The organism is Lelliottia sp. CFBP8978 (genome assembly GCF_034046055.2).
Taxonomy (GTDB): domain Bacteria; phylum Pseudomonadota; class Gammaproteobacteria; order Enterobacterales; family Enterobacteriaceae; genus Enterobacter.
Genome location: NZ_CM188253.1, coordinates 2,455,282 through 2,482,002, shown reverse-complemented (window position 1 = coordinate 2,482,002; position 26,721 = coordinate 2,455,282). Strand labels below are relative to the sequence as shown.

The 26,721-nt window shown below is 57.5% G+C and carries 23 protein-coding genes; 15 read left to right on the top strand and 8 right to left on the bottom strand.

Annotation, left to right across the window (positions count from 1 at the left end; all coding sequences use genetic code 11):
* Positions 1-53: 53 nt before the first annotated feature.
* Entirely contained in the window at positions 54-329 is a 276-nt protein-coding gene (ychH, locus tag SOM82_RS11735; protein ID WP_154125707.1) for a stress-induced protein YchH, read from the top strand.
* Positions 330-448: 119 nt separating this feature from the next.
* Here ychH and dauA read toward each other — a convergent pair whose 3' ends face one another.
* The 4 genes from dauA to lolB form a co-directional block, all read right to left on the bottom strand.
* Entirely contained in the window at positions 449-2,128 is a 1,680-nt protein-coding gene (dauA, locus tag SOM82_RS11730; protein WP_320461098.1) for a C4-dicarboxylic acid transporter DauA, read from the bottom strand.
* Positions 2,129-2,252: 124 nt separating this feature from the next.
* Positions 2,253-3,200, bottom strand: a complete 948-nt coding sequence (gene prs, locus SOM82_RS11725) for a ribose-phosphate diphosphokinase (RefSeq protein ID WP_012017724.1) — start codon at positions 3,198-3,200, stop codon at positions 2,253-2,255.
* Between the two features lie 125 nt (positions 3,201-3,325).
* Entirely contained in the window at positions 3,326-4,195 is an 870-nt protein-coding gene (ispE, locus tag SOM82_RS11720) for a 4-(cytidine 5'-diphospho)-2-C-methyl-D-erythritol kinase (protein WP_320461099.1), read from the bottom strand.
* Positions 4,192-4,803 carry a lipoprotein insertase outer membrane protein LolB gene (gene lolB / locus SOM82_RS11715; protein WP_320461100.1) on the bottom strand — a complete coding sequence of 204 codons (612 nt, stop codon included), beginning with the start codon at positions 4,801-4,803 and terminating at the stop codon, positions 4,192-4,194. The genes ispE and lolB overlap by 4 nt, the downstream gene beginning before the upstream one ends.
* 210 nt (positions 4,804-5,013) lie before the next feature.
* Here lolB and hemA point away from each other — a divergent pair, with 210 nt between their 5' ends.
* The 6 genes from hemA to kdsA are packed head-to-tail and all read left to right on the top strand — an operon-like array spanning position 5,014 to position 10,318.
* Positions 5,014-6,270, top strand: a complete 1,257-nt coding sequence (gene hemA / locus SOM82_RS11710; RefSeq protein ID WP_154125704.1) for a glutamyl-tRNA reductase — start codon at positions 5,014-5,016, stop codon at positions 6,268-6,270.
* Between the two features lie 42 nt (positions 6,271-6,312).
* On the top strand, positions 6,313-7,395 hold the full coding sequence (prfA, locus tag SOM82_RS11705) for a peptide chain release factor 1 (protein ID WP_154125703.1): 1,083 nt from the start codon (positions 6,313-6,315) through the stop codon (positions 7,393-7,395).
* A complete protein-coding gene (gene prmC / locus SOM82_RS11700) occupies positions 7,395-8,225 on the top strand; it encodes a peptide chain release factor N(5)-glutamine methyltransferase (protein WP_320461101.1) in 831 nt (276 codons plus the stop codon). The genes prfA and prmC overlap by 1 nt, the downstream gene beginning before the upstream one ends.
* Positions 8,222-8,614 carry an invasion regulator SirB2 gene (gene sirB2, locus SOM82_RS11695; protein ID WP_154125701.1) on the top strand — a complete coding sequence of 131 codons (393 nt, stop codon included), beginning with the start codon at positions 8,222-8,224 and terminating at the stop codon, positions 8,612-8,614. Before prmC ends, sirB2 begins: the two co-directional genes overlap by 4 nt.
* A 3-nt stretch (positions 8,615-8,617) precedes the next feature.
* The gene (gene sirB1 / locus SOM82_RS11690; RefSeq protein WP_154125700.1) at positions 8,618-9,427 is read left to right on the top strand and encodes an invasion regulator SirB1; all 810 of its coding nucleotides are present in this window, start codon (positions 8,618-8,620) and stop codon (positions 9,425-9,427) included.
* Positions 9,428-9,463: 36 nt separating this feature from the next.
* Positions 9,464-10,318: a 3-deoxy-8-phosphooctulonate synthase gene (gene kdsA, locus SOM82_RS11685; protein ID WP_154125699.1), complete on the top strand. Its 855-nt coding sequence runs from the start codon at positions 9,464-9,466 to the stop codon at positions 10,316-10,318.
* A 101-nt stretch (positions 10,319-10,419) separates the two neighbouring features.
* Here kdsA and chaA read toward each other — a convergent pair whose 3' ends face one another.
* The gene (gene chaA, locus SOM82_RS11680) at positions 10,420-11,514 is read right to left on the bottom strand and encodes a sodium-potassium/proton antiporter ChaA (RefSeq protein WP_154125698.1); all 1,095 of its coding nucleotides are present in this window, start codon (positions 11,512-11,514) and stop codon (positions 10,420-10,422) included.
* A gap of 270 nt (positions 11,515-11,784) precedes the next feature.
* Here chaA and chaB point away from each other — a divergent pair, with 270 nt between their 5' ends.
* The gene (gene chaB / locus SOM82_RS11675) at positions 11,785-12,015 is read left to right on the top strand and encodes a putative cation transport regulator ChaB (protein ID WP_320461102.1); all 231 of its coding nucleotides are present in this window, start codon (positions 11,785-11,787) and stop codon (positions 12,013-12,015) included.
* Positions 12,016-12,194: 179 nt separating this feature from the next.
* A complete protein-coding gene (locus SOM82_RS11670; protein ID WP_320461103.1) occupies positions 12,195-12,890 on the top strand; it encodes a gamma-glutamylcyclotransferase in 696 nt (231 codons plus the stop codon).
* Positions 12,891-12,933: 43 nt separating this feature from the next.
* Here the strand turns inward: SOM82_RS11670 and SOM82_RS11665 are convergent, their stop codons facing one another.
* The 3 genes from SOM82_RS11665 to SOM82_RS11655 all read right to left on the bottom strand — a co-directional run bounded on the left by SOM82_RS11665 (position 12,934) and on the right by SOM82_RS11655 (position 15,635).
* Positions 12,934-13,176 (bottom strand): DUF1883 domain-containing protein, encoded by a 243-nt coding sequence (locus tag SOM82_RS11665; RefSeq protein WP_154125696.1) that lies wholly within the window; start codon positions 13,174-13,176, stop codon positions 12,934-12,936.
* 213 nt (positions 13,177-13,389) lie between these two features.
* Positions 13,390-15,174 (bottom strand): methyl-accepting chemotaxis protein, encoded by a 1,785-nt coding sequence (locus SOM82_RS11660; RefSeq protein WP_320461104.1) that lies wholly within the window; start codon positions 15,172-15,174, stop codon positions 13,390-13,392.
* 107 nt (positions 15,175-15,281) lie between these two features.
* Entirely contained in the window at positions 15,282-15,635 is a 354-nt protein-coding gene (locus SOM82_RS11655; protein WP_320461105.1) for a DsrE/DsrF/TusD sulfur relay family protein, read from the bottom strand.
* A 73-nt stretch (positions 15,636-15,708) separates the two neighbouring features.
* On the opposite strand from SOM82_RS11655, the gene nasR reads away from it, so the two are divergent.
* The 6 genes from nasR (at position 15,709) to SOM82_RS11625 (ending at position 26,561) form a co-directional block, all read left to right on the top strand.
* Entirely contained in the window at positions 15,709-16,893 is a 1,185-nt protein-coding gene (gene nasR, locus SOM82_RS11650) for a nitrate regulatory protein NasR (RefSeq protein WP_320461106.1), read from the top strand.
* A gap of 226 nt (positions 16,894-17,119) precedes the next feature.
* A complete protein-coding gene (locus SOM82_RS11645; protein ID WP_320461107.1) occupies positions 17,120-18,367 on the top strand; it encodes a CmpA/NrtA family ABC transporter substrate-binding protein in 1,248 nt (415 codons plus the stop codon).
* Position 18,368: 1 nt separating this feature from the next.
* Positions 18,369-19,250 carry a nitrate ABC transporter permease gene (gene ntrB, locus SOM82_RS11640; RefSeq protein WP_320461108.1) on the top strand — a complete coding sequence of 294 codons (882 nt, stop codon included), beginning with the start codon at positions 18,369-18,371 and terminating at the stop codon, positions 19,248-19,250.
* Between the two features lie 9 nt (positions 19,251-19,259).
* A complete protein-coding gene (locus SOM82_RS11635; protein ID WP_154125690.1) occupies positions 19,260-20,048 on the top strand; it encodes an ABC transporter ATP-binding protein in 789 nt (262 codons plus the stop codon).
* Between the two features lie 13 nt (positions 20,049-20,061).
* The gene (nirB, locus tag SOM82_RS11630) at positions 20,062-24,048 is read left to right on the top strand and encodes a nitrite reductase large subunit NirB (protein ID WP_320461109.1); all 3,987 of its coding nucleotides are present in this window, start codon (positions 20,062-20,064) and stop codon (positions 24,046-24,048) included.
* A complete protein-coding gene (locus tag SOM82_RS11625; RefSeq protein ID WP_320461110.1) occupies positions 24,045-26,561 on the top strand; it encodes a nitrate reductase in 2,517 nt (838 codons plus the stop codon). The genes nirB and SOM82_RS11625 overlap by 4 nt, the downstream gene beginning before the upstream one ends.
* Positions 26,562-26,721: the final 160 nt, after the last annotated feature.

Below are 26,721 nucleotides of genomic sequence, written 5' to 3'. Positions count from 1 at the left end.
CACACAAGGATTAGGGACATTTTCCCTGCAACCCAAAGTTCCGGAGGTGACACATGAAACGCAAAAACGCTTCACGACTCGGTAACGCGCTGATGGGGTTGGGCCTGTTCGTGATGGTCGCAGGTGTGGGTTATTCTATTTTAAACCAGTTGCCGCAGCTTGACCTCCCGCAATATTTCGCGCACGGCGCGGTTCTCAGTATTTTCCTGGGGGCGGTGTTGTGGCTGGCAGGTGCGCGTGTGAGTGGTCATGAACAGGTCAGCGACAGATACTGGTGGGTACGTCATTACGATAAACGCTGCCGTCGCGACCAGCATAAACACAGCTAACGCGCTGAATAAGTTAGAACAACGAAACGGTTCCTGAAGGAGCCGTTTTTTTTCATCATGTGACGGTGATGAAACCTGAGGCCCGGGGTGGCCTCAGGGGGTTCACAGCATCAGACCCGTCAGATGTCGGCCAGTGCGGCCTCGCGGTTGGGATAGAACGCCAGCCGGCCCGGGACGGGCTGTACACCGGCACGAGCCATGGTGCGCAATGGCTGGAATTCGAGGTTAGTCACCCGCAGCTCACACCCTTCCGGCAGACGGTTCACAAACCGCTGGAAGGCATCCAGCCCGCCGGCGTCCAGCACCGGTACGGCATCCCATTTCAGTACCACAATCCTTTTACCTTCAAGACGAGACGCCAGATCGCTGAACAGTCCTTCTGCTGCGGCAAAGAACAGAGGGCCGATGACACGGAGCACCAGGACGTCGTCGGGCACATCGACATTCACTGGCGCCAGGCGCGTCATCTGCGCAATTCGGCGCATAAACAACAGCGATGCCAGCACAATCCCTACGCTAATGGCGATGACCATATCGAAGAGCACGGTCAGCGACATGCAGATCAGCATCACGATAATGTCATCTTTTGGCGCGCGGCGAAGCAGATGCACCACTTTGTGCGCCTCACTCATATTCCACGCCACCATCAGCAACAGCGCGGCCATAGCGGAAAGGGGCAGCCACGAGAGCAGTGGGGCGAGCGCCAGCAGGGCGAGGATCACCAGAAGTGAGTGAATGACCGCGGAAACGGGCGAGGTTGCCCCCGCACGCACGTTAGCCGCTGAACGGGCAATCGCGGCAGTTGCGGTGATGCCGCCAAAAAATGGCGCGATAATATTGCCAAGCCCCTGACCGACCAGTTCGCTGTTGGCCTTGTGTTTAGTGCCGGTCATACCATCAAGCACTACCGCGCAGAGCAGTGATTCAATCGCCCCCAGCATGGCCATTGAGAAGGCGGCTGGCAGCAGCGCGCGCAGAGAATCCCAGCTCAACGTGAAGCTGGAACCGGGTAAATCCCACGGCAGAACCAGTTGAGGTAATAGCTGCGGAATGCCGTTACCCTGTGAACCATCCGCCAGAATATAGTGGAACTGCGAGCCAATCGTTGCCACGTTTCCACCCAGCAGATTGACCACGCCCATGACCGCGCAGCCTAAAAGCAGCGCAGGAAGATGTCCCGGCAGGCGGATACCCAGACGTGGCCACAGGATGAGCGTGCCGAGAGTGACAATACCGATCGCGGCATCCCCCGGATTGGCCGTTGGCAATGCGGTCAACAGCGCACCCACTTTTTGCAGGTAATGCTCTGGAACATGCGCGAGCTGTAAGCCCAGGAAATCCTTAATCTGCATGGTCCCGATGGTAATCCCAATCCCGGAGGTGAAGCCGAGCGTCACAGAAAGGGGGATGTACTCTATCAGTCTGCCAAAGCGTGCCAGGCCGAAAAGGATTAAAAAGACGCCGGACATCAGGGTGGCGACCAGCAGTCCCGCCAGCCCGAACTGCTGCGAAACCGGGTAGAGGATCACGACAAACGCGGCAGTCGGCCCCGAGACGCTGAAGCGAGAACCCCCCGCCAGCGCGATAACAATCCCCGCAACAGCAGAGGTATAAAGCCCGTACTGTGGAGCGACACCGCTACCAATCGCCAGTGCCATCGCAAGAGGGATGGCAATAATACCGACGGTGATACCGGCAATCAGGTCACGTACAAAGCGTGATGAGGTGTACTTCTCTTTCCAGCAGGCGTCGATGAGGGCGCGAAAGGGCAGAACATGTGAGTTGGCTATGTTTTTCACAATTATCTTTCATCCGAGTGCGCATCATCTGTCATGTGAATGGCAGGTGAAGGAGGCATTAATCATACAAATAAATATGACAGACAAAAAAACCCGCCGCAGCGGGTTTTTGGGCCGTGTTCGATTAGTGTTCGAACATTGCAGAGATGGATTCTTCGTTGCTGATACGACGAATCGCTTCGGCCAGCATTCCGGACAGCGTCAAGGTGCGGACGTTAGGCAGCGCTTTGATCTCTTCACTTAATGGAATGGTATCGCAAACCACGACTTCGTCGATGACGGAGTTGCGAAGGTTATTGACCGCATTACCCGAGAAGATCGGGTGAGTTGCATAGGCGAATACACGCTTAGCACCACGTTCTTTCAGTGCTTCTGCTGCTTTGCACAGCGTACCACCGGTATCGATCATGTCATCAACCAGCACGCAGTCACGGCCAGCAACGTCACCGATGATGTGCATCACCTGAGAAACGTTAGCGCGCGGACGACGTTTGTCGATGATAGCCATGTCGGTATCGTTCAGCAGTTTAGCGATCGCACGAGCACGAACCACGCCACCGATGTCCGGAGAAACCACAATCGGGTTGTCCAGGTTCAGCTGCAGCATATCTTCGAGCAGGATTGGGCTACCGAATACGTTATCAACCGGAACGTCGAAGAAGCCCTGGATCTGCTCAGCGTGCAGGTCAACGGTCAGAACGCGGTCTACACCTACGCTAGACAGGAAGTCAGCAACGACTTTCGCGGTGATGGGTACACGAGCGGAACGGACACGACGGTCCTGGCGGGCATAACCAAAGTAAGGAATAACAGCCGTGATACGGCCTGCGGAAGCACGGCGCAGGGCATCGACCATAACAACCAATTCCATCAGGTTGTCGTTAGTTGGAGCACAGGTGGACTGGATGATGAAAATATCACCACCGCGTACATTTTCGTTAATTTGTACGCTGACTTCGCCGTCGCTAAAGCGACCTACAGCGGCGTCGCCGAGGGAAGTGTACAGGCGGTTGGCAATACGTTGTGCTAGTTCCGGGGTGGCGTTACCAGCAAAAAGCTTCATATCAGGCACGAGAAGAACCTCAGGCATGCGTCCAATGGTGGATAACATTCGCCACTAACTGTGCGGGCCAGGCGAACGCTATCCAGGCGGTGTATTAAAGAGCGCGATGCAACGTCTGGAACAGGGTGACGTTGTCACCGAAACTCAGTCTGCGCCAGAATGGCCTGCTGTAGCGGGGAGGTGTTCATCCCACGCGCCACAAAACCATGCAGCCAAACCGGCGCTTGCTCTAGCACCTGACGTGCGGCGGATTCGGTGTCAAATTCAGCAAAAACACAGGATCCGGTGCCAGTCAGGCGCGACGGCGCGTATTCTAACAGCCAGGAAAGCACCGCATCAACCTCGCGAAAACGTTTTCTTGCGATAACCTCGCAATCGTTGGCGAATTCACATTTTAGTAACGTTTCTATTGACCGTACAGGCGTATCGCGTGGCAACGCCGGATCGTTAAAAATAACCGGGGTCGGAATGCTCACGCCTGGGTGGGCAATCAGATACCATTTTTCCAGCGGATTCACCGGGGTAAGGATTTCGCCCACCCCTTCAGCCAGCGCCGCATGACCGCGCACAAACACCGGAACATCCGCACCGAGCGTCAGCCCGAGCGCGGCCAGCTCGTCCTGCGATAACCCACAGCCCCACAGATGATTCAGTGCGACGAGCACGGTGGCGGCGTTCGACGAGCCACCGCCAAGACCGCCGCCCATCGGCAACCGCTTCTCGATGCGGATATCGGCGCCGCTCCCCGCAGGAAGACGACTCGAATCGGCGGCGGTGGTCATCAGCAGACGCGCCGCGCGAACGATCAGGTTATCTTCATTGGCAACGCCTTCAATCGGCGTCAGCAGGTGAATCTGTCCATCATGGCGAACGTCGATGCTAATGGTGTCGCCATAATCGACAAACTGAAACAAGGTCTGCAGCGAGTGATAGCCGTCAGCACGCCGCCCGGTAATGTACAAAAACAGGTTCAATTTTGCCGGGGAGGGCCAGTGACTCATCATTTAACGATCCAGTTGTCCATTTTCAACTTAATACGCTGGCTACCTTCGGTCAGTTCCATGTTAGAAGGTAAAGCGGGTTTGCTGGCGCTGTCGTACCCGCCATAAACCACTTTCCACGTTTTACCGTTTTGGGTGTAGTTCACCTCGCTCAAACGATATTGGTCGTCGAGCTTATAATCGGTGGCGTCACCCGGCAGACCGAGGATCCACTGGCGCAGGCTGTTGAGGGGAATCGGCATTCCGGTCAGTTTGCCAATCATCTCTTCGGCATCCGTGGCGTTATAGTGCTGGCCTTTGTTATCGGTGATCTGCGCGGTGCCCGGCTGCGCATTCAGCTCCAGCTCGGTGCTGCCCAACGGATTAAGCAGCAGCAGGCGGTAGCGATCCTGCCCGGTTTGTTGCCAGAAGAAGCGGGCGTACACTTTTTGCTGATCGGAGAGGTAAGCAAAGGCGCCGCGCGTCTGATATTGACTAAGATTGCGCACCTCTTGCTGATGCTGTCGCCACTGCGGCGAGTCAGGACTTTTGCCGGGGCCCTTGGGCGGAGTAATCGAGCAGGCGGAGAGTACCAGCGCCGCCAGCGGTAACAAGCGAGTTAATCGGGCCATAGTCGTGACAAATCCTTGAGATGCGTTGCAGTTATAACCCTTAATGCTAGCGCCGGGCGGTGGCAGCGTCTACGTTCATATTGTCTTAAATCATGAAATTAGCCGGAAACGGCTATTACTCCGAAAGGGGGCGCTCTCTTTTATTGATCTCGCGCATCCTGTATGATGCGACCTGCTAACCTTATTAACGCTGGTACTACTCCCGCTCACATGACCCTTTTAGCACTCGGTATTAACCACAAAACAGCCCCGGTTTCGCTGCGAGAACGCGTTACGTTTTCGCCGGATACGCTCGACCAGGCGCTGGATAGCCTGCTTGCACAACCTATGGTGCAGGGCGGCGTTGTGCTTTCTACCTGTAACCGTACCGAGTTATATCTGAGCGTTGAAGAGCAAGATAACCTCCACGAAGCGCTGATCCGTTGGCTATGTGATTACCACAATCTGAACGAAGAAGAGCTGCGCAACAGCCTGTACTGGCATCACGATAACGATGCTGTCAGCCATCTGATGCGCGTGGCCAGCGGCCTGGATTCACTGGTTCTGGGCGAACCGCAGATCCTCGGGCAGGTCAAAAAAGCGTTTGCTGATTCTCAGAAAGGCCATCTCAAAGCCAGCGAGCTGGAACGCATGTTCCAGAAATCCTTCTCCGTAGCCAAGCGAGTGCGAACCGAAACCGACATTGGTGCCAGTGCGGTTTCCGTTGCCTTCGCGGCCTGTACGCTCGCGCGTCAAATCTTTGAATCCCTCTCGACCGTCACCGTGCTGCTCGTGGGTGCGGGGGAGACGATCGAGCTGGTGGCGCGTCATCTGCGTGAACATAACGTGAAGCAGATGCTGATTGCTAACCGCACCCGTGAAAGGGCGCAGGTACTGGCTGATGAAGTGGGTGCCGAGGTGATCGCGCTGAGCGATATCGACGAACGTTTAAAAGACGCGGACATAATCATCAGTTCGACCGCCAGCCCCCTGCCAATTATTGGTAAAGGGATGGTTGAACGGGCGCTCAAATCGCGCCGTAACCAGCCTATGCTGCTGGTGGATATTGCGGTTCCGCGCGATGTCGAACCCGAAGTCGGCAAACTGGCGAATGCCTATTTGTACAGCGTGGACGATCTGCAAAGCATCATTTCGCATAACCTCGCGCAGCGTAAAGCGGCGGCGGTGCAGGCGGAGACGATTGTTGAGCAAGAGTCCAGCGAATTCATGGCCTGGCTGCGTGCGCAAAGCGCCAGCGAGACCATTCGCGAATATCGCGGCCAGGCTGAACAGATGCGTGACGATCTGACGGCCAAAGCGATGGCGGCCCTGGAACAGGGCGGCGATCCGCAGTTGATTATGCAAGACCTGGCATGGAAACTGACTAACCGCTTGATCCATGCCCCAACCAAATCACTTCAACAGGCAGCCCGTGACGGGGATGACGAACGCCTGACTATTCTGCGCAACAGCCTCGGGCTGGAATAGCGCCCTATACCCATTTTCTATTACAAGGTGCATTTTACGCCTATGAAGCCCTCTATCGTCGCCAAACTGGAAGCTCTGCACGAGCGCCATGAAGAAGTTCAGGCCTTGCTCGGCGATGCCGCGACTATTGCTGACCAGGACCGCTTTCGCGCGTTGTCGCGCGAGTATGCGCAGTTAAGTGATGTTGCACGCTGCTTCACAGAATGGCAGCAGGTGCAGGAAGATATTGAAACCGCGCAGATGATGCTCGACGACCCTGAAATGCGCGAAATGGCGCAGGAAGAGTTGCAGGACGCCAAAGCGCGGGCCGAAGAGATGGAGCAGCAGCTCCAGGTGCTTCTGCTGCCGAAAGATCCCGATGATGAACGCAATGCGTTTGTCGAAGTCCGCGCGGGCACGGGCGGCGATGAAGCGGCGCTGTTTGCGGGCGATCTGTTCCGCATGTACAGCCGCTACGCTGAATCCCGTCGCTGGCGGGTTGAAATCATGAGCGCCAACGAAGGCGAGCATGGCGGCTACAAAGAAGTGATCGCCAAAATCAGCGGCGAAGGCGTATACGGTCGGCTGAAATTTGAATCGGGCGGCCATCGCGTACAGCGCGTTCCGGCGACCGAATCTCAGGGCCGTATCCACACCTCGGCCTGTACCGTTGCGGTGATGCCGGAGCTGCCGGAGGCAGAACTGCCGGACATCAATCCGGGCGATTTACGTATTGATACCTTCCGCTCCTCCGGTGCGGGTGGTCAGCACGTTAACACCACCGATTCTGCGATCCGTATTACCCACTTGCCGACCGGTATTGTGGTGGAGTGCCAGGACGAACGTTCCCAGCACAAAAACAAAGCCAAAGCCCTGGCGGTGCTCGGCTCACGTATCCGCGCCGCCGAAATAGCGAAGCGTCAGCAGGCCGAAGCTTCTACGCGTCGTAACCTATTGGGCAGTGGCGATCGCAGCGATCGTAACCGTACCTATAACTTCCCGCAGGGGCGTGTCACCGACCACCGTATCAACCTGACGATCTATCGTCTGGATGAGACAATGGAAGGCAAGCTCGACTCGCTGATTGAACCGATTGTTCAGGAATACCAGGCCGATCAGCTGGCGGCGCTGGCAGAGCAGGACTAATGGATTTTCAGGCCTGGTTACGTCTTGCCGTGAACGCGCTTTCCGACAGCGAAAGCCCGCGCCGCGACGCCGAAATCTTGCTGGAACATGTGACCGGCAAAGCGCGCACATATATTCTGGCGTTTGGCGAGACGGAACTGACCGCGCAGCAGGACGCGCAGCTCTCTGCGCTGCTTGACCGCCGCAAATCCGGCGAGCCGGTGGCTCATCTTACCGGCGAACGTGAATTCTGGTCGCTGCCCCTGTATGTGTCAGCAGCCACGCTGATCCCCCGTCCCGATACCGAATGTCTGGTTGAACAGGCATTGGCCCGTTTACCTGCTCATGCCTGCCGGATCCTGGATTTGGGCACCGGAACAGGCGCAATCGCACTGGCGCTGGCGAGCGAGCGTCCGGATTGTCAGGTTACAGCGGTCGACGTAATGCCTGACGCGGTAGCCCTGGCGCAACGCAATCTTGAGCGCCTGGGTTTGCGCAATGTTCAGATACGCCAAAGCAGCTGGTTTGCTGCGCTGGCGGGAGAACGGTTCGGGATGATTGTCAGTAATCCCCCTTATATTGACGAGCACGACCCGCATCTGTCGCAGGGCGATGTGCGTTTTGAGCCGCTCACCGCGCTGGTGGCTGCCAACGATGGGCTGGCCGATATCGAACACATCGTTACGACCGCCCATGAGCACCTGGTGCCCGGCGGCTGGTTACTGCTGGAACACGGCTGGACGCAGGGCGAGGCGGTTCGCACGCTCTTTTCCGCCGCGGGTTATGACCACGTCGAAACCTGTCGCGACTATGGCGATAACGAACGGCTGACGCTGGGAAGACTGGCATGACTCCGTTTAGCGTCCTGATCGTGCTTCACATCACCGCGGTGGTGCTGACCATCAGCTTTTTCGTGGTGCGTTACTGGTGGCGTTACAGCGATAACCCGCTGATTGACGCCCGCTGGGTGCGCGTGGCGCCGCACGGTATCGACACGGTTCTGTTTCTTTCTGGCGCCGGGTTAATGTGGGTAACCGGCTATCTGCCATTTACTGATAAAGGCACATGGCTGACTGAAAAGCTGTTTGGCGTTATCATCTACATCGTTTTGGGTTTTATCGCGCTGGGACGTCGTCGTCCGCGCAGCCAGCAAATGGGCTTTATCGCCTTTCTGCTGGGGCTGGTGGTGCTGTACATCATCATTAAACTCGCCACCACAAGAATACCGTTACTGGGGTAAGTCATGAGGTCCTTAGCCGATTTCGAATTTAATAAAGTACCGCTTTGCGATGGAATGGTCCTGATATCGGAGATGATCCGCGACGATTTCACGTCGCAATGGGTTTACGATGAGCTGGAAAGTCTGGTGAGCCTGGCGCGCGAAGAGATTAATCAGGCGCGTCCTCAGGACTGGCAGCTGGAGAAGCTGATTGAACTGTTCTACGGCGAATGGGGTTTCTGCGACACGCGTGGCGTGTACCGCCTTTCCGATGCGCTGTGGCTGGATCAGGTACTGAAAAACCGTCAGGGCAGCGCTGTTGCTCTGGGGGCTGTTTTACTGTGGGTTGCGAACCGTCTGGATATTCCGCTGGTTCCGGTCATTTTCCCGACGCAGATGATTTTGCGTGCCGAGTGGCTGGACGGTGAGATGTGGTTAATTAACCCGTTCAACGGCGACACGCTGGACGAGCATACGCTGGACGTCTGGCTGAAGGGGAATATCAGCCCGGTTGCTGAGTTGTTTAACGAAGATCTCGATGAAGCGGATAACGCGGAAGTGGTCCGTAAACTGCTGGATACGCTGAAATCAGCGCTGATGGAAGAGCGGCAGATGGAGCTGGCGTTACGCGCCAGTGAAGTGCTGCTGCAGTTTAATCCGGAAGATCCGTACGAAATCCGCGACCGTGGCCTGATCTACGCGCAGCTTGAATGTGAGCACGTTGCGCTCAGCGATTTGAGTTATTTCGTTGAGCAGTGCCCGGAAGATCCGATAAGCGAAATGATTCGCGCGCAGATCAACTCGATCGCGCATAAACAGATTACATTGCATTAATCTTAATTCCGATTCACACCTGAATAAGGCGATCCTATGAAACAAAAAGTGGTTAGCATTGGTGATATCAACGTGGCAAACGACCTGCCGTTCGTGCTGTTTGGTGGCATGAACGTTCTGGAGTCCCGCGACCTCGCCATGCGTATCTGCGAGCACTACGTGACTGTGACCCAGAAACTGGGTATTCCGTACGTGTTTAAGGCCTCTTTTGACAAAGCCAACCGCTCCTCAATCAACTCTTACCGTGGCCCTGGCCTGGAAGAGGGGATGAAAATCTTCCAGGAGCTGAAGCAGACGTTTGGCGTGAAAGTGATCACCGACGTACACGAAGCCTCTCAGGCGCAGCCAGTCGCTGACGTGGTGGATGTGATTCAGCTGCCGGCGTTTCTCGCCCGTCAGACCGATCTGGTTGAAGCGATGGCGAAAACCGGCGCGGTGATCAACGTGAAAAAACCGCAGTTCGTCAGCCCTGGTCAGATGGGTAATATCGTCGATAAATTTATCGAAGGCGGTAACGACCAGATCATTCTCTGCGACCGTGGCGCGAACTTCGGTTACGACAACCTGGTGGTCGACATGCTGGGCTTCAGCGTGATGAAGAAAGTCTCCAACAACTCGCCGGTCATCTTCGACGTGACTCACGCGCTGCAGTGCCGCGACCCGTTTGGTGCGGCCTCCAGCGGTCGTCGTGGGCAGGTGACTGAACTGGCGCGTGCCGGTATGGCGACGGGCCTGGCTGGCCTGTTCATCGAAGCACACCCGGATCCAGCCAATGCAAAATGCGATGGCCCGTCCGCGCTGCCGCTGGATAAACTGGAACCGTTCCTGAAGCAAATCAAAGCGATTGACGATCTGGTGAAGAGCTTTGACGAGCTGGATACCAGCAACTAATCGAACTCCGCAACGAAAAGCAAAACGGCAACCAAAGTGGTTGCCGTTTTTTTATGTCTGCATTTTAGCCCGCAGGACACGCGAGCAGAGGGGCAGCAAACTCAGGCGAATATGGTCATCAAATAGGCAATAAACAGCGCCAGATGAGCGGAGCCATTCAGCACATTGGTGCGTCCGGTCGAGAACGAAATCTGGCACAGCAGCAAGGAGGCCACCATCACAATCATCTCTGGCGCACCCAGCGCAAAGTGCAGGTCATTGCCGGTCATAAAGGCAATCAGCGTCACGACCGGGACAGTCAATGAAATCGTGGCCAGTACCGAGCCAAAGAACAGATTCATCGCCCGCTGAACCTGATTATTCAGTACCGCTTTCAGGGCGCCTAAACCTTCAGGCGAGAGAATCAGTAACGCCACCAGGAAGCCGGTGAACGCGACGGGGGCGTTCAGCTCAGTCAGCAGCGTCTCAAGCGGGTTGGCGTTCATCTTGGTGACCGCGATAACCGCAATCAGATGCACGATCAGCCAAAGGGTATGCCACATACTGCTGTGCGCGGACGGTTTACCGTGATGCGGATCGTCACCATCGTCTTCATGCTCGTACACAAACAGGCTCTGGTGAGTTTTGGTCTGGATGAGCAGAAACACGCCGTACATCGCGGCAGAAATCAGTGCCACCAGCAGCGCCTGACCGGTGGTGAAGTTCGCACCCGGCAGCGCCATGGGAAACACCAGCACGATAATGGCCAGCGGGAAGAGGGCAATCAGATACTGTTTGATGCCAAACAGGTTCATATATTGCGTGGCGAATTTTCCCCCGCCCAGCAGGAGCGAAAAGCCCACCAGACCGCCGGTGACAATCATGATGATCGAATACAGCGTATCGCGCATCAGCGTGGGTGCCGCATCGCCGGTGGCCATTAAAGCCGAAATTAAGCTAACTTCGAGAATAACAACGGAAAGACTTAAAATGAGGGAGCCATAGGGTTCACCGAGGCGGTGAGCCAGTACGTCGGCATGGCGTACGACGCTAAAAGCACTGGATAAAATACCGATAAGAGCAAGAATATTAATCCCAACGACCACTGGCAGTGACTGACTGCTTCCCCAGAAGAGCAGCACAGCCAGTGCCACAATCGGGAAAATGAGTGACGTCTCCTTGTGGCGGGTTTTTACCGCCTCATGTGTTGTTGTCATGCGATTCTCCGTCGATGCAGATGATTGTAATTATAGAGTGAAATTAAAGGCCATTAAACTAACAGAAAACCGGTAAATTCCAGCAATGTTTTACTTAATTTTACGGTATTGCTGTTTTTTATCGTTAAGGGCCTGTAATTCTGACTTTATGATAAATAAATATGTAATAACAAAGTATTAGAGTACTTCATTTAACACTCTTTTGATCGTGACTGGCGGTGAACACACCTCTCGACCACACTTATCTTTTGTTTAAAAGAGAGGTTTGCCATGCCATACAAATCGAAAAGCGATTTACCCGACAGCGTTCAGCACGTCCTGCCTGCTCATGCGCAGGAGATTTACAAAGAAGCCTTCAACAGCGCCTGGGACCAGTATAAAGATAAAGAGGACAGACGTGATGATGCCACCCGGGAAGAGACCGCCCATCGCGTGGCCTGGGCGGCGGTGAAGCATGATTACGAAAAGGGCGACGATGATAAATGGCATAAAAAGAGATAGCTGCCTTATGATTCGCCCCCTCTGTTTTGACTTTTCCGGCTGTTGAACTTCCGTTGTATTGCAACTGGCCTGTGAATTGCTTATCGTTTGTGGACTGCTGTCAAAATGAGCAGTCAACGAATATGCCGGGAAGGCGCTAAAAGATGTCGCAAGGAAGCATGCAGTGGCGGAGGTGGAAAGTGTTAACGCGTGATTTCTTAATGAAGGCAGATTGTAAAACAGCATTTGGCGCTATTGAGGAATCGCTTCTCTGGTCGGCTGAACAACGTGCTGCGTCGCTTGCCGCGACCATTGCCTGTCGCCCGGATGAAGGCCCGGTATGGATATTTGGTTATGGTTCGCTGATGTGGAATCCGGCGCTGGAGTATGAGGAATCCGCAACGGGTACGCTCCCTGGCTGGCACCGCGCCTTTTGTCTGCGCCTGACCGCCGGACGCGGTAGCGCCTGTCAACCCGGGCGAATGCTTGCACTAAAAGAGGGCGGGCGCACCACCGGTGTGGCCTATCGTCTGCCTGACGAAACGCTTCAGGACGAGCTGTCGTTGCTGTGGAAGCGTGAAATGATCACCGGCTGCTATATGCCGAGCTGGTGCAAGCTTGAGCTGGACGACGGACGCACCGTGAATGCGCTGGTGTTCATTATGGACCCGCGCCATCCGCTGTACGAATCGGACACCCGAACGCAGGTGATTGCGCCATTAATTGCTGCCGCCAGCGGCCCGCTGGGAACTAATGCACAGTACCTGTTCTCACTGGATCAGGAGCTCACGCGTTTAGGGATGCAGGATGAATGCCTGAACGAACTGGTGGCGAAGGTTAAATCTCTGACCGAGGAAGCCCCCCAGGATGCGCCATTGCGCCGGGGCGTGGCCTGATAAAAAACGCCCGGTGCGCGATGCAGCCGGGCGAGATTGCGACTTACGCAGCGACGTAGCTGACGGAGTGTTCCAGCGACTGGCTGTGGCTGTCGATCAGCACATCCCAGGTGCCGGTATAGGGCACGGTCAACCACGCATTATCTTTATCCTGCACACTCAAAATATCGGCCTGCGTGCTTTTCTGCGCTTTTGCGCTCATCAAATGAATATGACAGCGCTCTGAGCAACGCACCACCACCGTATCCCCGCCAAACAATTTCAAACTTGTTTTCACCAGTGCCATTTTTTACCCCATCGTCCGAAAATAACGCTCTCCCTGCGGTTAATCCTGAGCGTGATGTTGTTCACAATTCACTCATGGCATAACACCAAAGGGGAAGGGGAGAGATGCTGATTTTGATCAAAAAATGGCATAACGTTTAAACAAAAATGACAAAATGCCTGAAAGGGTTCAGCTGGCGCGTATTTGACCAGGCAAACACGCGCCGCAAGAAAATTAAATGCGGAAATGTCCTGCCGTTTCAGCAAGGTCGCCCGCCTGACTTTGCAGGGCGCTGGCCGCGGCGGCGGATTCCACCACCAGTTCGGCGTTCTGCTGCACCATCCTGTCGAGATGTGTCACGGCATGGTTAATCTCGTGAATGCCTTTCATCTGCTCGCTGGTGGCGATGGTAATTTCACGCATAATCCCTGACACGCTGCCGATGGTCGAGCGGATCTCATCCATGCTTTCCCCCGCCAGATGCACGTAGCGTGAACCGGTAGCCACGCTGTCGGCGGTCGAATCGATCAGCGTTTTAATCTCTTTGGCCGCCTGTGCGCTGCGACTGGCGAGGCTGCGCACCTCACCGGCGACAACCGCGAATCCGCGCCCCTGTTCACCGGCGCGCGCGGCTTCCACCGCGGCGTTAAGCGCCAGGATATTGGTCTGGAACGCGATGCCGTCGATGACGCTGGTAATATCGCCAATTTTTGCCGACGCCACTTCGATGGACTGCATGGTGCTGATGGCCTGAGACACCACTTCACCCCCGCGCGAGGCGGCGGCAGAAGCTTTGCTCGCCTGATCGTTCGCCTCGGCTGCGGACTCGGTGGACTGCGTCACCGAAGCGGTAATTTGCTCGACGGCGCTGGCGGTTTCGCGCAGGCTGGAGGCGGCCTGCTCGGTGCGCCCGGAGAGATCGTGGTTGCCGGCGGCAATTTCTTGTGCGGCGTTTTTCACCGAGGAGCTGGCATCGCGTAACTGCACCATCACGGTGGCGAGCTTGTCGCTAAAGGCGTTAAAAGCGTGTGCAATTTCGGCGACTTCATCCTGGCCGCTTTCAGGCAGGCGGCGGGACAGATCGTTAGTCCCGTTCGCGATAGCGTGCATAGCGTCGCGAATGTTCGACAGACGTTTAAGCAATCGCGCAATCAGGAAATGGACAATTGCGCCGCTGAGCAGCACCAGAATCACCAGCGACAGTGCCGATGCTTTCAGCAAGGAACGCATTCCGGAGGTGGCATCGTCACTGTCGAGCGCCACGAGCAACAGCCAGTGGGTGCCCGCGACGGGGGTGGCGACAAAGGTTTTCTCCGCGCCGCCGATCGCGCCGTTAAGCTCGTGGCCGTTTTTCAGCTCACTAAGATCGACCCCTGTGATGGCCTCATTGAAGGGTTTCAGCGTCAGCGCCGGATCGTTAGCCGCGATAATCGTGCCATCGCGGTCAATCAGCAAACCGCTGCTGGCCGGCGTCGGATGGATGCCGCGCACGTTAGCGACCACGCTGTCCATCGCCACATCACCGGCAACGACCGCTTTCAACGCGCCGTTCTCTTTAACCGGAACGGCAAAGGTCACCACCAGCTTACCGGTCCCTGCATCCACGTAGGGTGCGGTTACAACGGGAGCATCAGCGCTGACCACCTGCTGATACCACGGGCGGACGGTGGGATCATAATCAGCGGGTACACCCGCCGGATCCGAGAATTTTGCCGTTTTGCTGGCATAGCCGACGTAGACGTTGGTGAAACCGCCCGCCTGTGCCAGCTGTTTAAAGACCGGAACCGGATCGTCGCTCAACGCAACGGACTGGGCGGACGCAATCACCGTCAGTTTGCTGTTAACCCAGTCGGCGATGGCCAGATTATGGCTGGCACTGGTACTGGCAAGGATATCGCGCTGCGACTGCTGGTTATCCTGGCGCGTTACCTGGAAGTTAATCACAGTGTTAAGAAGAAGGGCGACGATCAGACAACCTGTCGTCACGGCGATAATACGAGCACGAATTGACCTTAACATACGCTTGATACCTGCTGAGTTGACTTAAGATGCCTATCGGCAACCCGGCAGGGAACTTGATGCTGCAACCGCGTCCATAAGAAAATAATATTTCCGCGGCTTTATTATTAAAAAGTTAATACTTTATCGGCGGCCAGGGTCCACTCTGCCAGTTCAACCAGCGTACCAATTTCGACGCCGTCAATAAGCGGCAGGGCGGTGATGCCGCGCCCGTCGGTGCAGGTTTTACACAGCTTCACCGGGACATCCTGCGTGGTAAGGATCTCCAGCATCTGCTGAATGTTGTAGCCTTCCGCGGGCTTCTGCCCTTTCAGACCGGCGGTGACCGCATCTGACATCAGAAACAGCCGCAGCTCCAGCTCGCCTGGCTGTTCACGCAGGGCGATAGCGAGTCGCAGGCTGTTAAAAAGTGATTCGCTTCCATAGGCCGCCCCGTTGGCGACGATAACGATTTTCTGCATTTCTGACTCCTGACAGGTAAAGGGGCACGGTAATTGCTTACTTCTACGGATAATGGGATCCGGGAGAGAAAGCATGACCATCAACGTTGAAAGTCCACCGGGCGCGGCCGAATGGATTGCGCGCGCAAGGCAAATGCGTCAACAGCAATTCAGTAATCTTGCCCGGCTCGGTGCGCTGGTGCGTTCCATCAGCACGCTGACGCATATGCTACAGTGCGAGCGCGGGGCGTCAAATATCTGGCTCTGCTCCGGAGGCCAACTCTATGCCGCAGAGTGCCGAGCCAGCCGGGCACTGGCGGATGAAAGCCTGGCGGCGTTTCACTTTTCGCTGGCGCAACCCTCACCGTTGTCCGGCAGTGCCGTCTGTGAACGTGTTGCCAGTGCTCTCAGCCATCTTGAGCAACTGGGCGCCCTGCGCGACGCCGTGATATCGCAGAACATCAAAGCCAGGCTGGCGATGGAGCAGTACAGCCGCACGCTCCGCCATCTGCTCAGTATCATCCCGCAGCTCAACGACAGCATTGACGATCCGCAAATAGCGAGTCGCTTTGTGGCGCTTTACAGCCTGATGCAGGGGAAAGAGCTGGTCGGTCAGGAGCGCGCGCTGGGAGCGATTGGATTCACTCAGGGGCATTTTAGCGATGAGATGCGCCAGACTTTGGTTGACCGCATTGATGCCCAGCAGGCCTGCTTTGATGTCTTTTTGTCGCGGGTCAATCCTGACGTACAAGCCACTTTTACCGGGCACTGTTTAGCGGATGCGCAAACCGAGCAGCTGCGCCGAGTCGCCTGTACCCGCCAACCGGCCGCCGATCAGGGGGCCACCGCCCTTAACTGGTTTGCCCTGCAAACGACGCGTCTTGAGCATCTTCGCACGCTGGAGGAGATCGTGATTGCCGATCTCATGACCGCCGTGGAGGAGAGGCTTCATGCCGACAATGAACCCTTTATGGGCGTCGACGACAACGATGATCTCTTTGCAGGCTGGCCGGAAAAGCCGTTGCTGTCGCTGGTGCGCCAGCAGGCGCGTGAGATTGAACTCCTCTCCCGCCAGCTGGCCTCTCTGCGCGATACCCTGGAAGAGCGCAAGCTGATCGACAAAGCAAAAAGTATTCTCATGACCCATCAACAGATGAGTGAAGATCAGGCGTGGTATGCCTTGCGAAAAATGGCGATGGACAAGAATCAGCGGATGGTCGATATCGCCCGCGCGCTGCTGACGGTGAAAACCCTCTGGCAGGTAACACCAAAGGAGTAGATGCACAATTGGTGGGCATTTAGTGCCTGTTTGCGGTGCGAACAACGGCCATTTAACCCGTTTTTAGCGGGGAGCCGGGCAGGTAAACCTGGCATCTTCTTTGCAATATCAGATTAACCATTTTTGACGACGCGCCAACGGCGGTGCGATCGTTTCGGGATAAAGGCGTCCTGCAATGCTCCGGCATTGTCGGGCGCTTTTTTTTGGCTTTTTTTCAGGAGTGGGCATGGTGGACTGGACGAGACGGCGATTTTTACAGGCAAGCGCGCTGGCGGGCGGCGCAATGCTGCTTCCTGGCGTCATGCAGGCGGCGTGGGCGGCAGGCTCCGATAAGCCGGAGCAAGAAACGGTTCGCGTGGGATTCATTCCGTTGACCGACTGCGCGCCCATCGCCATCGCGGCGCTGAAAGGCTTCGATAAGAAATATGGCATCACCATTGTGCCGACCAAAGAGGCGAGCTGGGCGGCAGTGCGCGACAAGCTGGTGGCCGGTGAACTGGACGCCGCACACATTCTGTATGGCCTGTTGTATGGGCTGGAGCTGGGCATCGCCGGCAAGACGCAGCCGATGGCCAATCTGATGACCCTCAACCACAACGGCCAGGCGATTACGCTATCCAACGATCTGCTGGACAAGGGCGTACGCGATATCGACGGTCTGAAAAAACTGATCCACCAGCAGGCTCCGGGAACCTACAGCTTTGCGCATACCTTCCCGACAGGCACGCACGCCATGTGGCTCTACTACTGGCTCGCCAGCGCAGGTATTAACCCGTTCGATGATGTGCGCACCGTGGTTGTCCCGCCGCCGCAGATGGTGATGAACATGCGGATTGGCAACATGGTCGGTTTTTGCGTGGGCGAGCCGTGGAATGCCCGTGCCATTAACGACCGAATTGGATTTACCGCCGCCACTTCACAGTCCATCTGGCCTGAACATCCGGAGAAAATCCTCGGCACGCGTCGTGACTGGGTAGAGAAAAACCCCCACACCGCCAGGGCGCTGGTCGCGGCGGTGATGGAGGCGGCGCGCTGGATTGATGCTTCAGAAGAGAACAAACGCGAAACCGCGCAGATCCTGGCGCGACGCGCGTGGCTAAATACCAAAGAGCAGTATCTCACCGGGCGGATGCTGGGCCAATACGACAACGGTATCGGTCAGCGCTGGCAAGATGCCCATCCCATCCGCTTCTTCAATGAGGGCGCGGTCAGCTACCCGTGGCACTCCGACGGAATGTGGTTCTTAACCCAGTTCCGCCGCTGGGGCCTGTTAAAAACCGAGCCGGATTATGCCGGTATCGCCCGGCGTATCAATCAGACCGCCGTCTGGCAGGATGCCGCAACCGCAGTCGGCGGGATCTCTGCGCCAGCCTCACCGATGCGCAGCAGTACTTTGATGGACGGCACGGTCTGGAACGGCACCGATCCGCAAGGCTATGCCCGTCGCTTCGCCATTCACCGTACAGGGGCTTGATATGAAACAGATGCAAAACCGCAAAACAGGGGTTGAAAAACCCGCCAGTGGCGACGTTATCCCATTGCCACCCATTCAGGTTCGCCGTCGTTCACCGGCATTTACCCGCCGCGTGAACGATCTGTTGCAGCGAGCGATCCCGGCGTTCCTCGGGCTGGGGCTGCTGGTGATGCTCTGGCAACTGGCGGCGATCAACAGTAAAGGTTTTCCTACGCCGTACAGCACGCTGGAGTCCGCCATCACGCTGTTTGCCGATCCGTTTTATCGCGACGGGCCAAATGACATGGGGATCGGCTGGAACGTCCTCGCCTCTTTGCAGCGCGTGGCAATAGGCTTTGGACTGGCGGCGATGGTCGGGATTCCGCTCGGTTTTCTGATTGGTCGCTTTCTCTTTTTATCCCGCATGTTTACGCCGCTGATCGCGCTGCTGCGCCCGGTGAGCCCGCTGGCGTGGCTGCCGATTGGCCTGCTGCTGTTTCAAAAAGCGGAGCCTGCCTCAAGCTGGACCATTTTTATCTGCTCTGTCTGGCCGATGGTGATCAATACGGCCGAAGGCGTGCGCCAGATCCCGGAGGATTATCTCAACGTGGCGCGCGTCCTGCGGCTGTCCGAATGGACCATTATGCGGCGCATTCTTTTCCCTGCCGTATTGCCGGCGGTATTGACCGGCGTGCGCCTCTCTATCGGCATCGCCTGGCTGGTGATTGTCGCCGCCGAGATGCTCACCGGAGGCTTAGGGATCGGCTTCTGGATCTGGAATGAGTGGAACAACCTGAACGTCGAAAACATTCTCATCGCCATCGTCATTATTGGCGTGGTCGGCTTACTGCTGGAGCAAGGGCTGATGCTGATCGCCCGTCGCTTTAGCTGGCAGGAAAAATAAGGAGCGAAGATGAAACCATTAATTCAGGTCCAGGGCGTGAGCCAGCGTTTTTCTACCGCCAGCGGCGAGTTTCTGGCGCTGCAAAATGTCTCTTTCGATATCCATGAAGGTGAAACCGTCAGCCTGATTGGCCACTCCGGCTGCGGCAAATCGACGCTGTTAAATCTGATTGCGGGGATCACGCTGCCAACGGAAGGCGGCCTGATTTGTGATAACCGCGAAATTGCCGGCCCCGGTCCGGAACGTGCCGTGGTGTTTCAAAACCACTCTCTGCTGCCGTGGCTGACCTGCTTCGACAACGTGGCGCTGGCGGTGGATCAGGTTTTTCGCCGCACCATGAGCAAAGCGGAACGCAGGGAGTGGATTGAACACAACCTCGACCGCGTGCAGATGGGGCATGCGCTGCACAAACGCCCGGGAGAGATCTCCGGCGGGATGAAGCAGCGCGTCGGTATTGCCCGTGCGCTGGCGATGAAACCCAAAGTGCTGCTGATGGATGAACCGTTTGGCGCGCTCGATGCCCTCACTCGTGCGCATCTTCAGGATTCGGTGATGAAAATCCAGCAGGAGCTCAATACCACCATTGTGCTGATCACCCACGATGTGGACGAAGCGGTGCTGCTATCTGACCGTGTCCTGATGATGACCAACGGTCCCGCCGCGACCGTAGGGGAGATTTTACAGGTCGATCTGCCGCGTCCCCGCAACCGTGTGCAGCTGGCGGACGAAGCGCGCTATCACCATATGCGTCAGCAAATCCTGCATTTCCTCTATGAAAAACAGCCCAAAGCGGCCTGACGGGGAGACAGCCATGCGACTGGTGATTATTGGCAACGGTATGGCGGCAACGCGGCTGATTGAGTCGCTGACCGGGCGTGCTCCCGGTCGCTTCACCATCACCGTCATCGGAGAAGAGGCAGAACCGGCGTACAACCGCATCCAGCTCTCACCGGTGCTGGGCGGAGAAAAAAGCGCAGCGGCCACGCGGTTTCACGAGGCGAGCTGGTATCAGGAGCGGGGCGTCACGGTGATCAGTGGCGAACGGGTCACGGCGGTGGATCTCCAGGGGCGTGAAGTGCGGACGGCGACGCGCAGGCTGGCGTGGGATGAACTGGTGTTCGCCACCGGTTCGCGTCCCGTTGTCCCGCCTATTCCCGGCAGCGAAAGCGGCCACGTCCTGACCTTTCGCACGCTGCGGGATGTGAACGCCATTCTGGCATCGACGGGACCAGTGGTGGTACTCGGGGGCGGCGTGCTGGGCGTTGAGGCGGCCGCGGCATTACGCCATTCATGTGACAACGTCACGATTGTTCATCGCGGCCCGTGGCTGATGGATCAGCAGATCGACCAGCGGGCGGGCGTCTTGCTCGAAGAAGCGTTGAGCGAGCGCGGAATCGGCTGCGAGCTGGCATCGGGGATTTCGGCCATTACGCCGCATAGCGTCACGCTGACTGGCGGGCGAGAGATTGCGGCCACTCGCGTGGTGCTGGCGACCGGAGTGATCCCTGATATCTCACTGGCGAAGGCCAGCGGCCTGACCTGCGATAAAGGCATCGTGGTGGACAACATGATGCAAACCTCGTACCGCGGGGTGAGCGCGGTGGGGGAATGCTGTGAAATGGACGGCCAGACGTGGGGACTGGTCGCCCCGTGTCTGGCACAGGCGGATATTCTGGCCGCGCGTCTGGCGGGCCAGCCCGGGGAGGTGTTTGAACCCTGCGACAACGGGATGCGCCTGAAGGTGACCGGCATTGAGCTTTTTAGCGCCGGATGCACCACGGGAGAGGCGGAGGATGTGGTCTGGCAGTCATGGGATCCGCTCACCCGCCATTACCGCCGCTTACTGATTCGTCACGGCACGCTAAAGGGCGTGCTGCTGATGGGCGATTGCCGCAGTGCGGCGACGTTTACCGATTTACTGGCAAAGCCGGTTCCCGCCCAGGCGGACTGGTTGTTCGATCAATTCACTTCGCAACGGCAGGTTGCAGGACAGAACGCTATGACAAAACCTACTCTGGTGGTGGTTGGGCACGGTATGGTCAGCCATCATTTTCTCGAAAATTGCGTCAGCCGCAATCTGCATCAGCACTATCACATTATCGTCTTCGGCGAAGAGCGCCATGCGGCCTACGACCGTGTGCATCTTTCGCAATATTTCGCCGACCGGGACGCCGCGTCACTGTCGCTGGTGCAGGGGGATTTCTTTGCTGAAAACGGTATTGAGCTGCGTTTATCCCGGCAGATCGTCGATATCGATCGCGACGGCCACCTCGTGCGTACCGCCAGCGGACATGAAACCCACTGGGATAAACTGGTGCTGGCGACGGGCTCATATCCTTTCGTTCCGCCGGTTCCCGGGCATGAACAGGCCGGCTGCTTTGTCTATCGTACGCTGGACGATCTGGACGATATTGCCGCTTATGCGGCGAATGTACGACGCGGCGTGGTGATCGGCGGTGGTTTGCTGGGGCTGGAAGCAGCGAATGCGCTTCGCCAGCTCGGGCTGGAGACCGCGGTGGTGGAGTTTGCGCCGAATCTGATGGCCGTTCAGCTGGATAACGATGGCGCGTCAATGCTGCGTCGCAAGATCGAGGCGCTCGGCGTCGGGGTGTATACCAGCAAGTCAACCACGGAGATTGCCACCGTCGATGACGGCCTGGTTCTGCGTTTTGCCGATGGCGGCGAACTCGCCACCGATATGGTGGTGTTTTCTGCCGGGATCCGCCCGCAGGATGCTCTGGCGCGCCGTAGCGGTCTGGCTGTCGGGGAACGTGGCGGGGTGTGTATCGATCATCACTGTCGCACCTCGGATGAAGATGTCTTTGCTATCGGCGAATGTGCGCTCTGGGAAGGCAAGGTTTTTGGCCTGGTCGCGCCGGGATATCAGATGGCGCGGGTGACAGCGGCGATACTGGCCGGAGAGGAATCGGCGTTTTCCGGTGCGGATATGAGCACCAAACTGAAGTTGCTCGGCGTGGATGTTGCCTCGTTTGGTGATGCTCATGGCCGCACACCGGGGGCACAAAGCTATCAGTGGACGCACGGCCCGCAGCAGATCTACAAAAAAATTGTGGTCAGCGAGGACGGCAAAACGCTGCTCGGCGGCGTGCTGGTGGGCGATGCCAGCGAATACGCCACGCTGGTGCAGATGATGCTTAACGGCATCAGCCTGCCGGAAGAACCGGAAACGTTAATTCTGCCCGCCGCGACGGGTAGCACGCCCAAAGCGCTGGGTGTGGCGGCATTGCCGGACAGCGCGCAGATCTGTTCCTGCCATAACGTCAGTAAACGCGACATCTGCCAGGCGGTCAGCGCCGGGGCGACAGAGATAGGCGCGATTAAGCAGTGCACCAAAGCGGCGACCGGCTGCGGCGGCTGTAGCGCCCTGGTCAAACAGGTGATGGAATTCCAGCTTGCAGCCCAGGGTGTGGAGGTGAAAAAGGATATTTGTGAACATTTCCCGTACTCCCGTCAGGAGATTTATCACCTGGTGCGCGTTAACCGTATCCACACCTTTGAGCAGCTGATCGCCCGTTACGGCCAGGGGCAGGGCTGCGAAATCTGCAAACCGCTGGTGGGGTCGGTGCTGGCATCGTGCTGGAATGAGTATCTGCTCAAGCCCGCGCATCTGCCGCTGCAGGACACCAATGACCGCTACTTTGCCAATATCCAGAAAGACGGAACCTACTCGATTGTGCCGCGCATGCCGGCCGGCGAGGTGAGCGCCGACGGCCTGATCGCCATCGGTCAAATTGCAAAGCGCTATCAGCTGTACAGCAAAATCACGGGCGGACAGAGGATCGATCTGTTTGGCGCGACGCTCGACCAATTACCCGAGATTTGGCAGGCGCTGATCGAGGCCGGTTTTGAAACCGGGCATGCTTACGGCAAGTCGCTGCGGACGGTGAAATCCTGCGTGGGCTCCACCTGGTGCCGGTACGGTGTGCAGGATTCTACCGGTCTGGCGGTGACGCTGGAGCACCGCTACAAAGGCCTGCGAGCCCCGCACAAAATCAAGATGGCGGTCTCGGGTTGCACCCGCGAATGCGCCGAAGCGCAAAGCAAAGATGTCGGCGTCATCGCCACCGACAAGGGCTGGAATGTATATCTGTGCGGCAACGGGGGGATGAAACCGCGTCATGCTGATCTCTTTGCCAGCGACATGGACGACGAAACCCTGCTGCGCACGATCGACCGTTTCCTGATGTTCTATATCCGCACCGCCGATCGTCTGCAGCGCACCAGCACCTGGATGGACAATCTGGAAGGGGGGATCGACTATCTGCGCGAGGTGATTATCCACGACAGCCTCGGCATCGCGCAGGAGCTGGAACAGGAGATGGCGCGGATCGTCGAAACGTATCAGTGCGAATGGCAAACCACTCTCGCTGACCCGGACCGTCTGGCGCTGTTCCGGACCAGCGTGAACTCGCCTGTGCGCCACGGGGCAAAGCACTGGCAGGAGATTTGCGCGGTGGATGAGATCCCGGAGCAGGCGGGGATTGGCGCGCACCTTGGCGAACAGCAGATCGCGCTCTTTCGCGTGGGTAAGACGGTGTATGCGCTGGAAGATCGGGAACCCGGCAACAACGCACCTGTGCTTTCCCGCGGCATTCTGGGGGATGCAGGCGGAGAGCCGGTGGTGATCTCACCGCTGTATAAACAGCGCATTCGTCTGCGCGACGGACGGCAGTTTGAGACCGGTGAAGCTGCCGTCCGCGCCTGGCCGGCGAAAATCGAAGGCGGAAAAGTGTGGGTCAGCAGTGAAGAGCTGGTCCTGCGTGCGGAGGCATCATGACAGAAACCCGAACAACCTGTCCTTATTGTGGCGTGGGCTGCGGCGTGGTGGCCAGTGTCGAAGCTGGTGAAGTGCGGGTTCGTGGCGATGAAACGCATCCCGCCAATTACGGCAGATTATGCGTAAAAGGCTCGGCGCTCGGCGAGACAACGGGCTTGCAGGGGAGATTGCTGCGTCCGATGCTGAATGATGAGGAGGTTGACTGGGCGCAGGCCCTGACGGCAGCGGGCAGCCGCTTACGCGAGATTATCGCCACATATGGGCCACAGGCTGTGGCGTTTTATGCCTCCGGCCAGCTTCTGACGGAGGACTACTACGCCGCCAATAAGCTGATGAAAGGCTTTATCGGTGCGGCCAATATCGACACCAATTCGCGGCTGTGTATGTCATCGGCGGTGACGGGCTATAAACGTGCGTTCGGCGAAGACATCGTGCCGTGCAGCTATGAGGATGTAGAGAACACCGATCTGGTGGTGCTGGTGGGGTCGAATGCGGCATGGACGCATCCGGTGCTGTTTCAGCGGCTGGTGCAGGCGCGACAGGCTAATCCGGCGCTGAAAGTGGTGGTCATTGATCCGCGCCGCACGGCGACCTGCGATATTGCCGATCTGCATCTCGCCCTGACGCCGGGAAGCGATGCGGGGTTGTTTGTGGGGTTACTGGAACGCATTCAGGGTGGGGAAAGCTGGCCCGCCGAGCGCGTGGCGGCGTTTTGTGGTCTGTCGGTGACGGAGGTGAACGCGTTTTATCACGCGTTTATCACCGCGCCGCGCGCCGTCACGCTCTACACCATGGGCATCAATCAATCTTCCAGCGGTAGCGACAAATGTAACGCCATTATTAACGTCCATCTGGCCAGCGGGAAATTTGCCCGTGAGGGATGTGGCCCCTTTTCGTTGACCGGACAGCCAAACGCGATGGGCGGTCGCGAAGTGGGCGGGCTGGCGAACCAGCTGGCCGCGCATATGAATTTCGAACCCGACGATCTTTCGCGCGTGGCACGCTTCTGGGGAACCGAACGTCTGGCGCAGACGCCGGGGCTGATGGCCGTTGAGTTGTTCGATGCGATAGCGCGCGGTGAGGTTAAAGCGGTGTGGATCATGGGCACCAACCCGGCGGTGTCGCTGCCGGATAGCCATGCCGTGTGTCAGGCGCTGGCGGCCTGTCCGCTGGTGATCGTCTCTGAAGTGATGCGGGATACCGATACCAGTCGCTTTGCGCATATTCGTTTTCCGGCGTTAGGCTGGGGAGAGAAAAATGGCACGGTGACCAACTCTGAACGCCGCATCTCACGCCAGCGCGCTTTTCTGGCGGCGCCGGGTGAGGCTAAACCGGACTGGTGGATCATCGCGCAGGTGGCGCATCAGCTGGGCTACGGCGAGGCATTTCGCTGGCAGCACCCGCAGGAAATTTTCTGCGAGCACGCCGCATTATCGGCATTTGAGAACGACGGGGCACGGGCGTTTAACCTGCGTGACCTTGTCACGTTAACCCGCGAACAGTGGGATAATTTGCCACCGTATCAATGGCCTGCCGGAGCGCTGGTGCAACGTCGTATTGTCGCGGTTGAACCGCAGATACATGGCGCAAGGCCGGATGCGCTTTATCCTTTGCTTTTGAACAGCGGTCGAATTCGTGATCAGTGGCATACCATGACCCGCACGGGGTATGTCGCCCGACTGATGCAGCACATTGCTGAGCCGCAGGTGGAGGTGTCTGTCGCCGATGCTGCTCGTTTTGCGTTGCAGGATGGGCATCTTGCACGCCTGAGCTCCCCGCGCGGGGTGATGGTGGCCAGAGTGCATATCTGCGCCGGACAGCCGCAGGGACAGCTTTTTGCGCCAATGCACTGGAATGGCTGTTTTGCCCGCCAGGGGAAAGTGAACGCGCTGGTGGAAGGGCGCTGCGATCCTCATTCCGGGCAGCCGGAAAGCAAGCAGACGGCGGTGCGAATCACGCCCTGGCAGCCGGGATGGCAGGGGGAACTTTACGCCCGCACGTTGCCTGAACTTCCAGCGTTTGTTTACTGGTGGCGTAAGGCCGCAGCGGGCGTGGAGCATCTGACGCTGGCAAGTGATAAACCGCTGCTGGACTGGATAATGACGCACTGCAACGCCCACGGATGGCAACTGCACATCGCCCGGACCAGCGAGCGGAGCAGCGTGCTGGCCTGGCATCACGGTGAATTGATGCTGGGGTACTGGGAAGGAACAACGCTTCCCGAGCTGGCGCATTCCTCTGTTGTCCCGGCGTTCAGCCATCCGCCGGTTGGTCTCGTTGAGCGTCATACGCTGCTGGCAGGACGCGCCGCTGGAGAACGCGTCGAGCAGGGGCGGATTATCTGTAGCTGTTTTGGGATCGGTGAAACGGTCATTCGCGAAGCCATTGCGGACGGATGTCATTCCCCGGCGGCCCTGGGCGCGAAACTGCGCTGCGGCACGAATTGCGGCTCGTGCGTGCCGGAGTTGAAGGGGCTGATTGCAGAATGCTCTGCGAAGCAGAAAGTGGCGTAATTGCGATGTATTGTCTGCATCCGACGATGTGCAGCCGGATAAAAACGCAGCGGCCGGTTTTGCACTGACATGGACCAATTCATTGCTGTGAATGACGTGAAGAGGGGCTCGCGGCGATTCAGGATATTCCTGAAATTCCCCATAAGGCTGCAAAAAATTC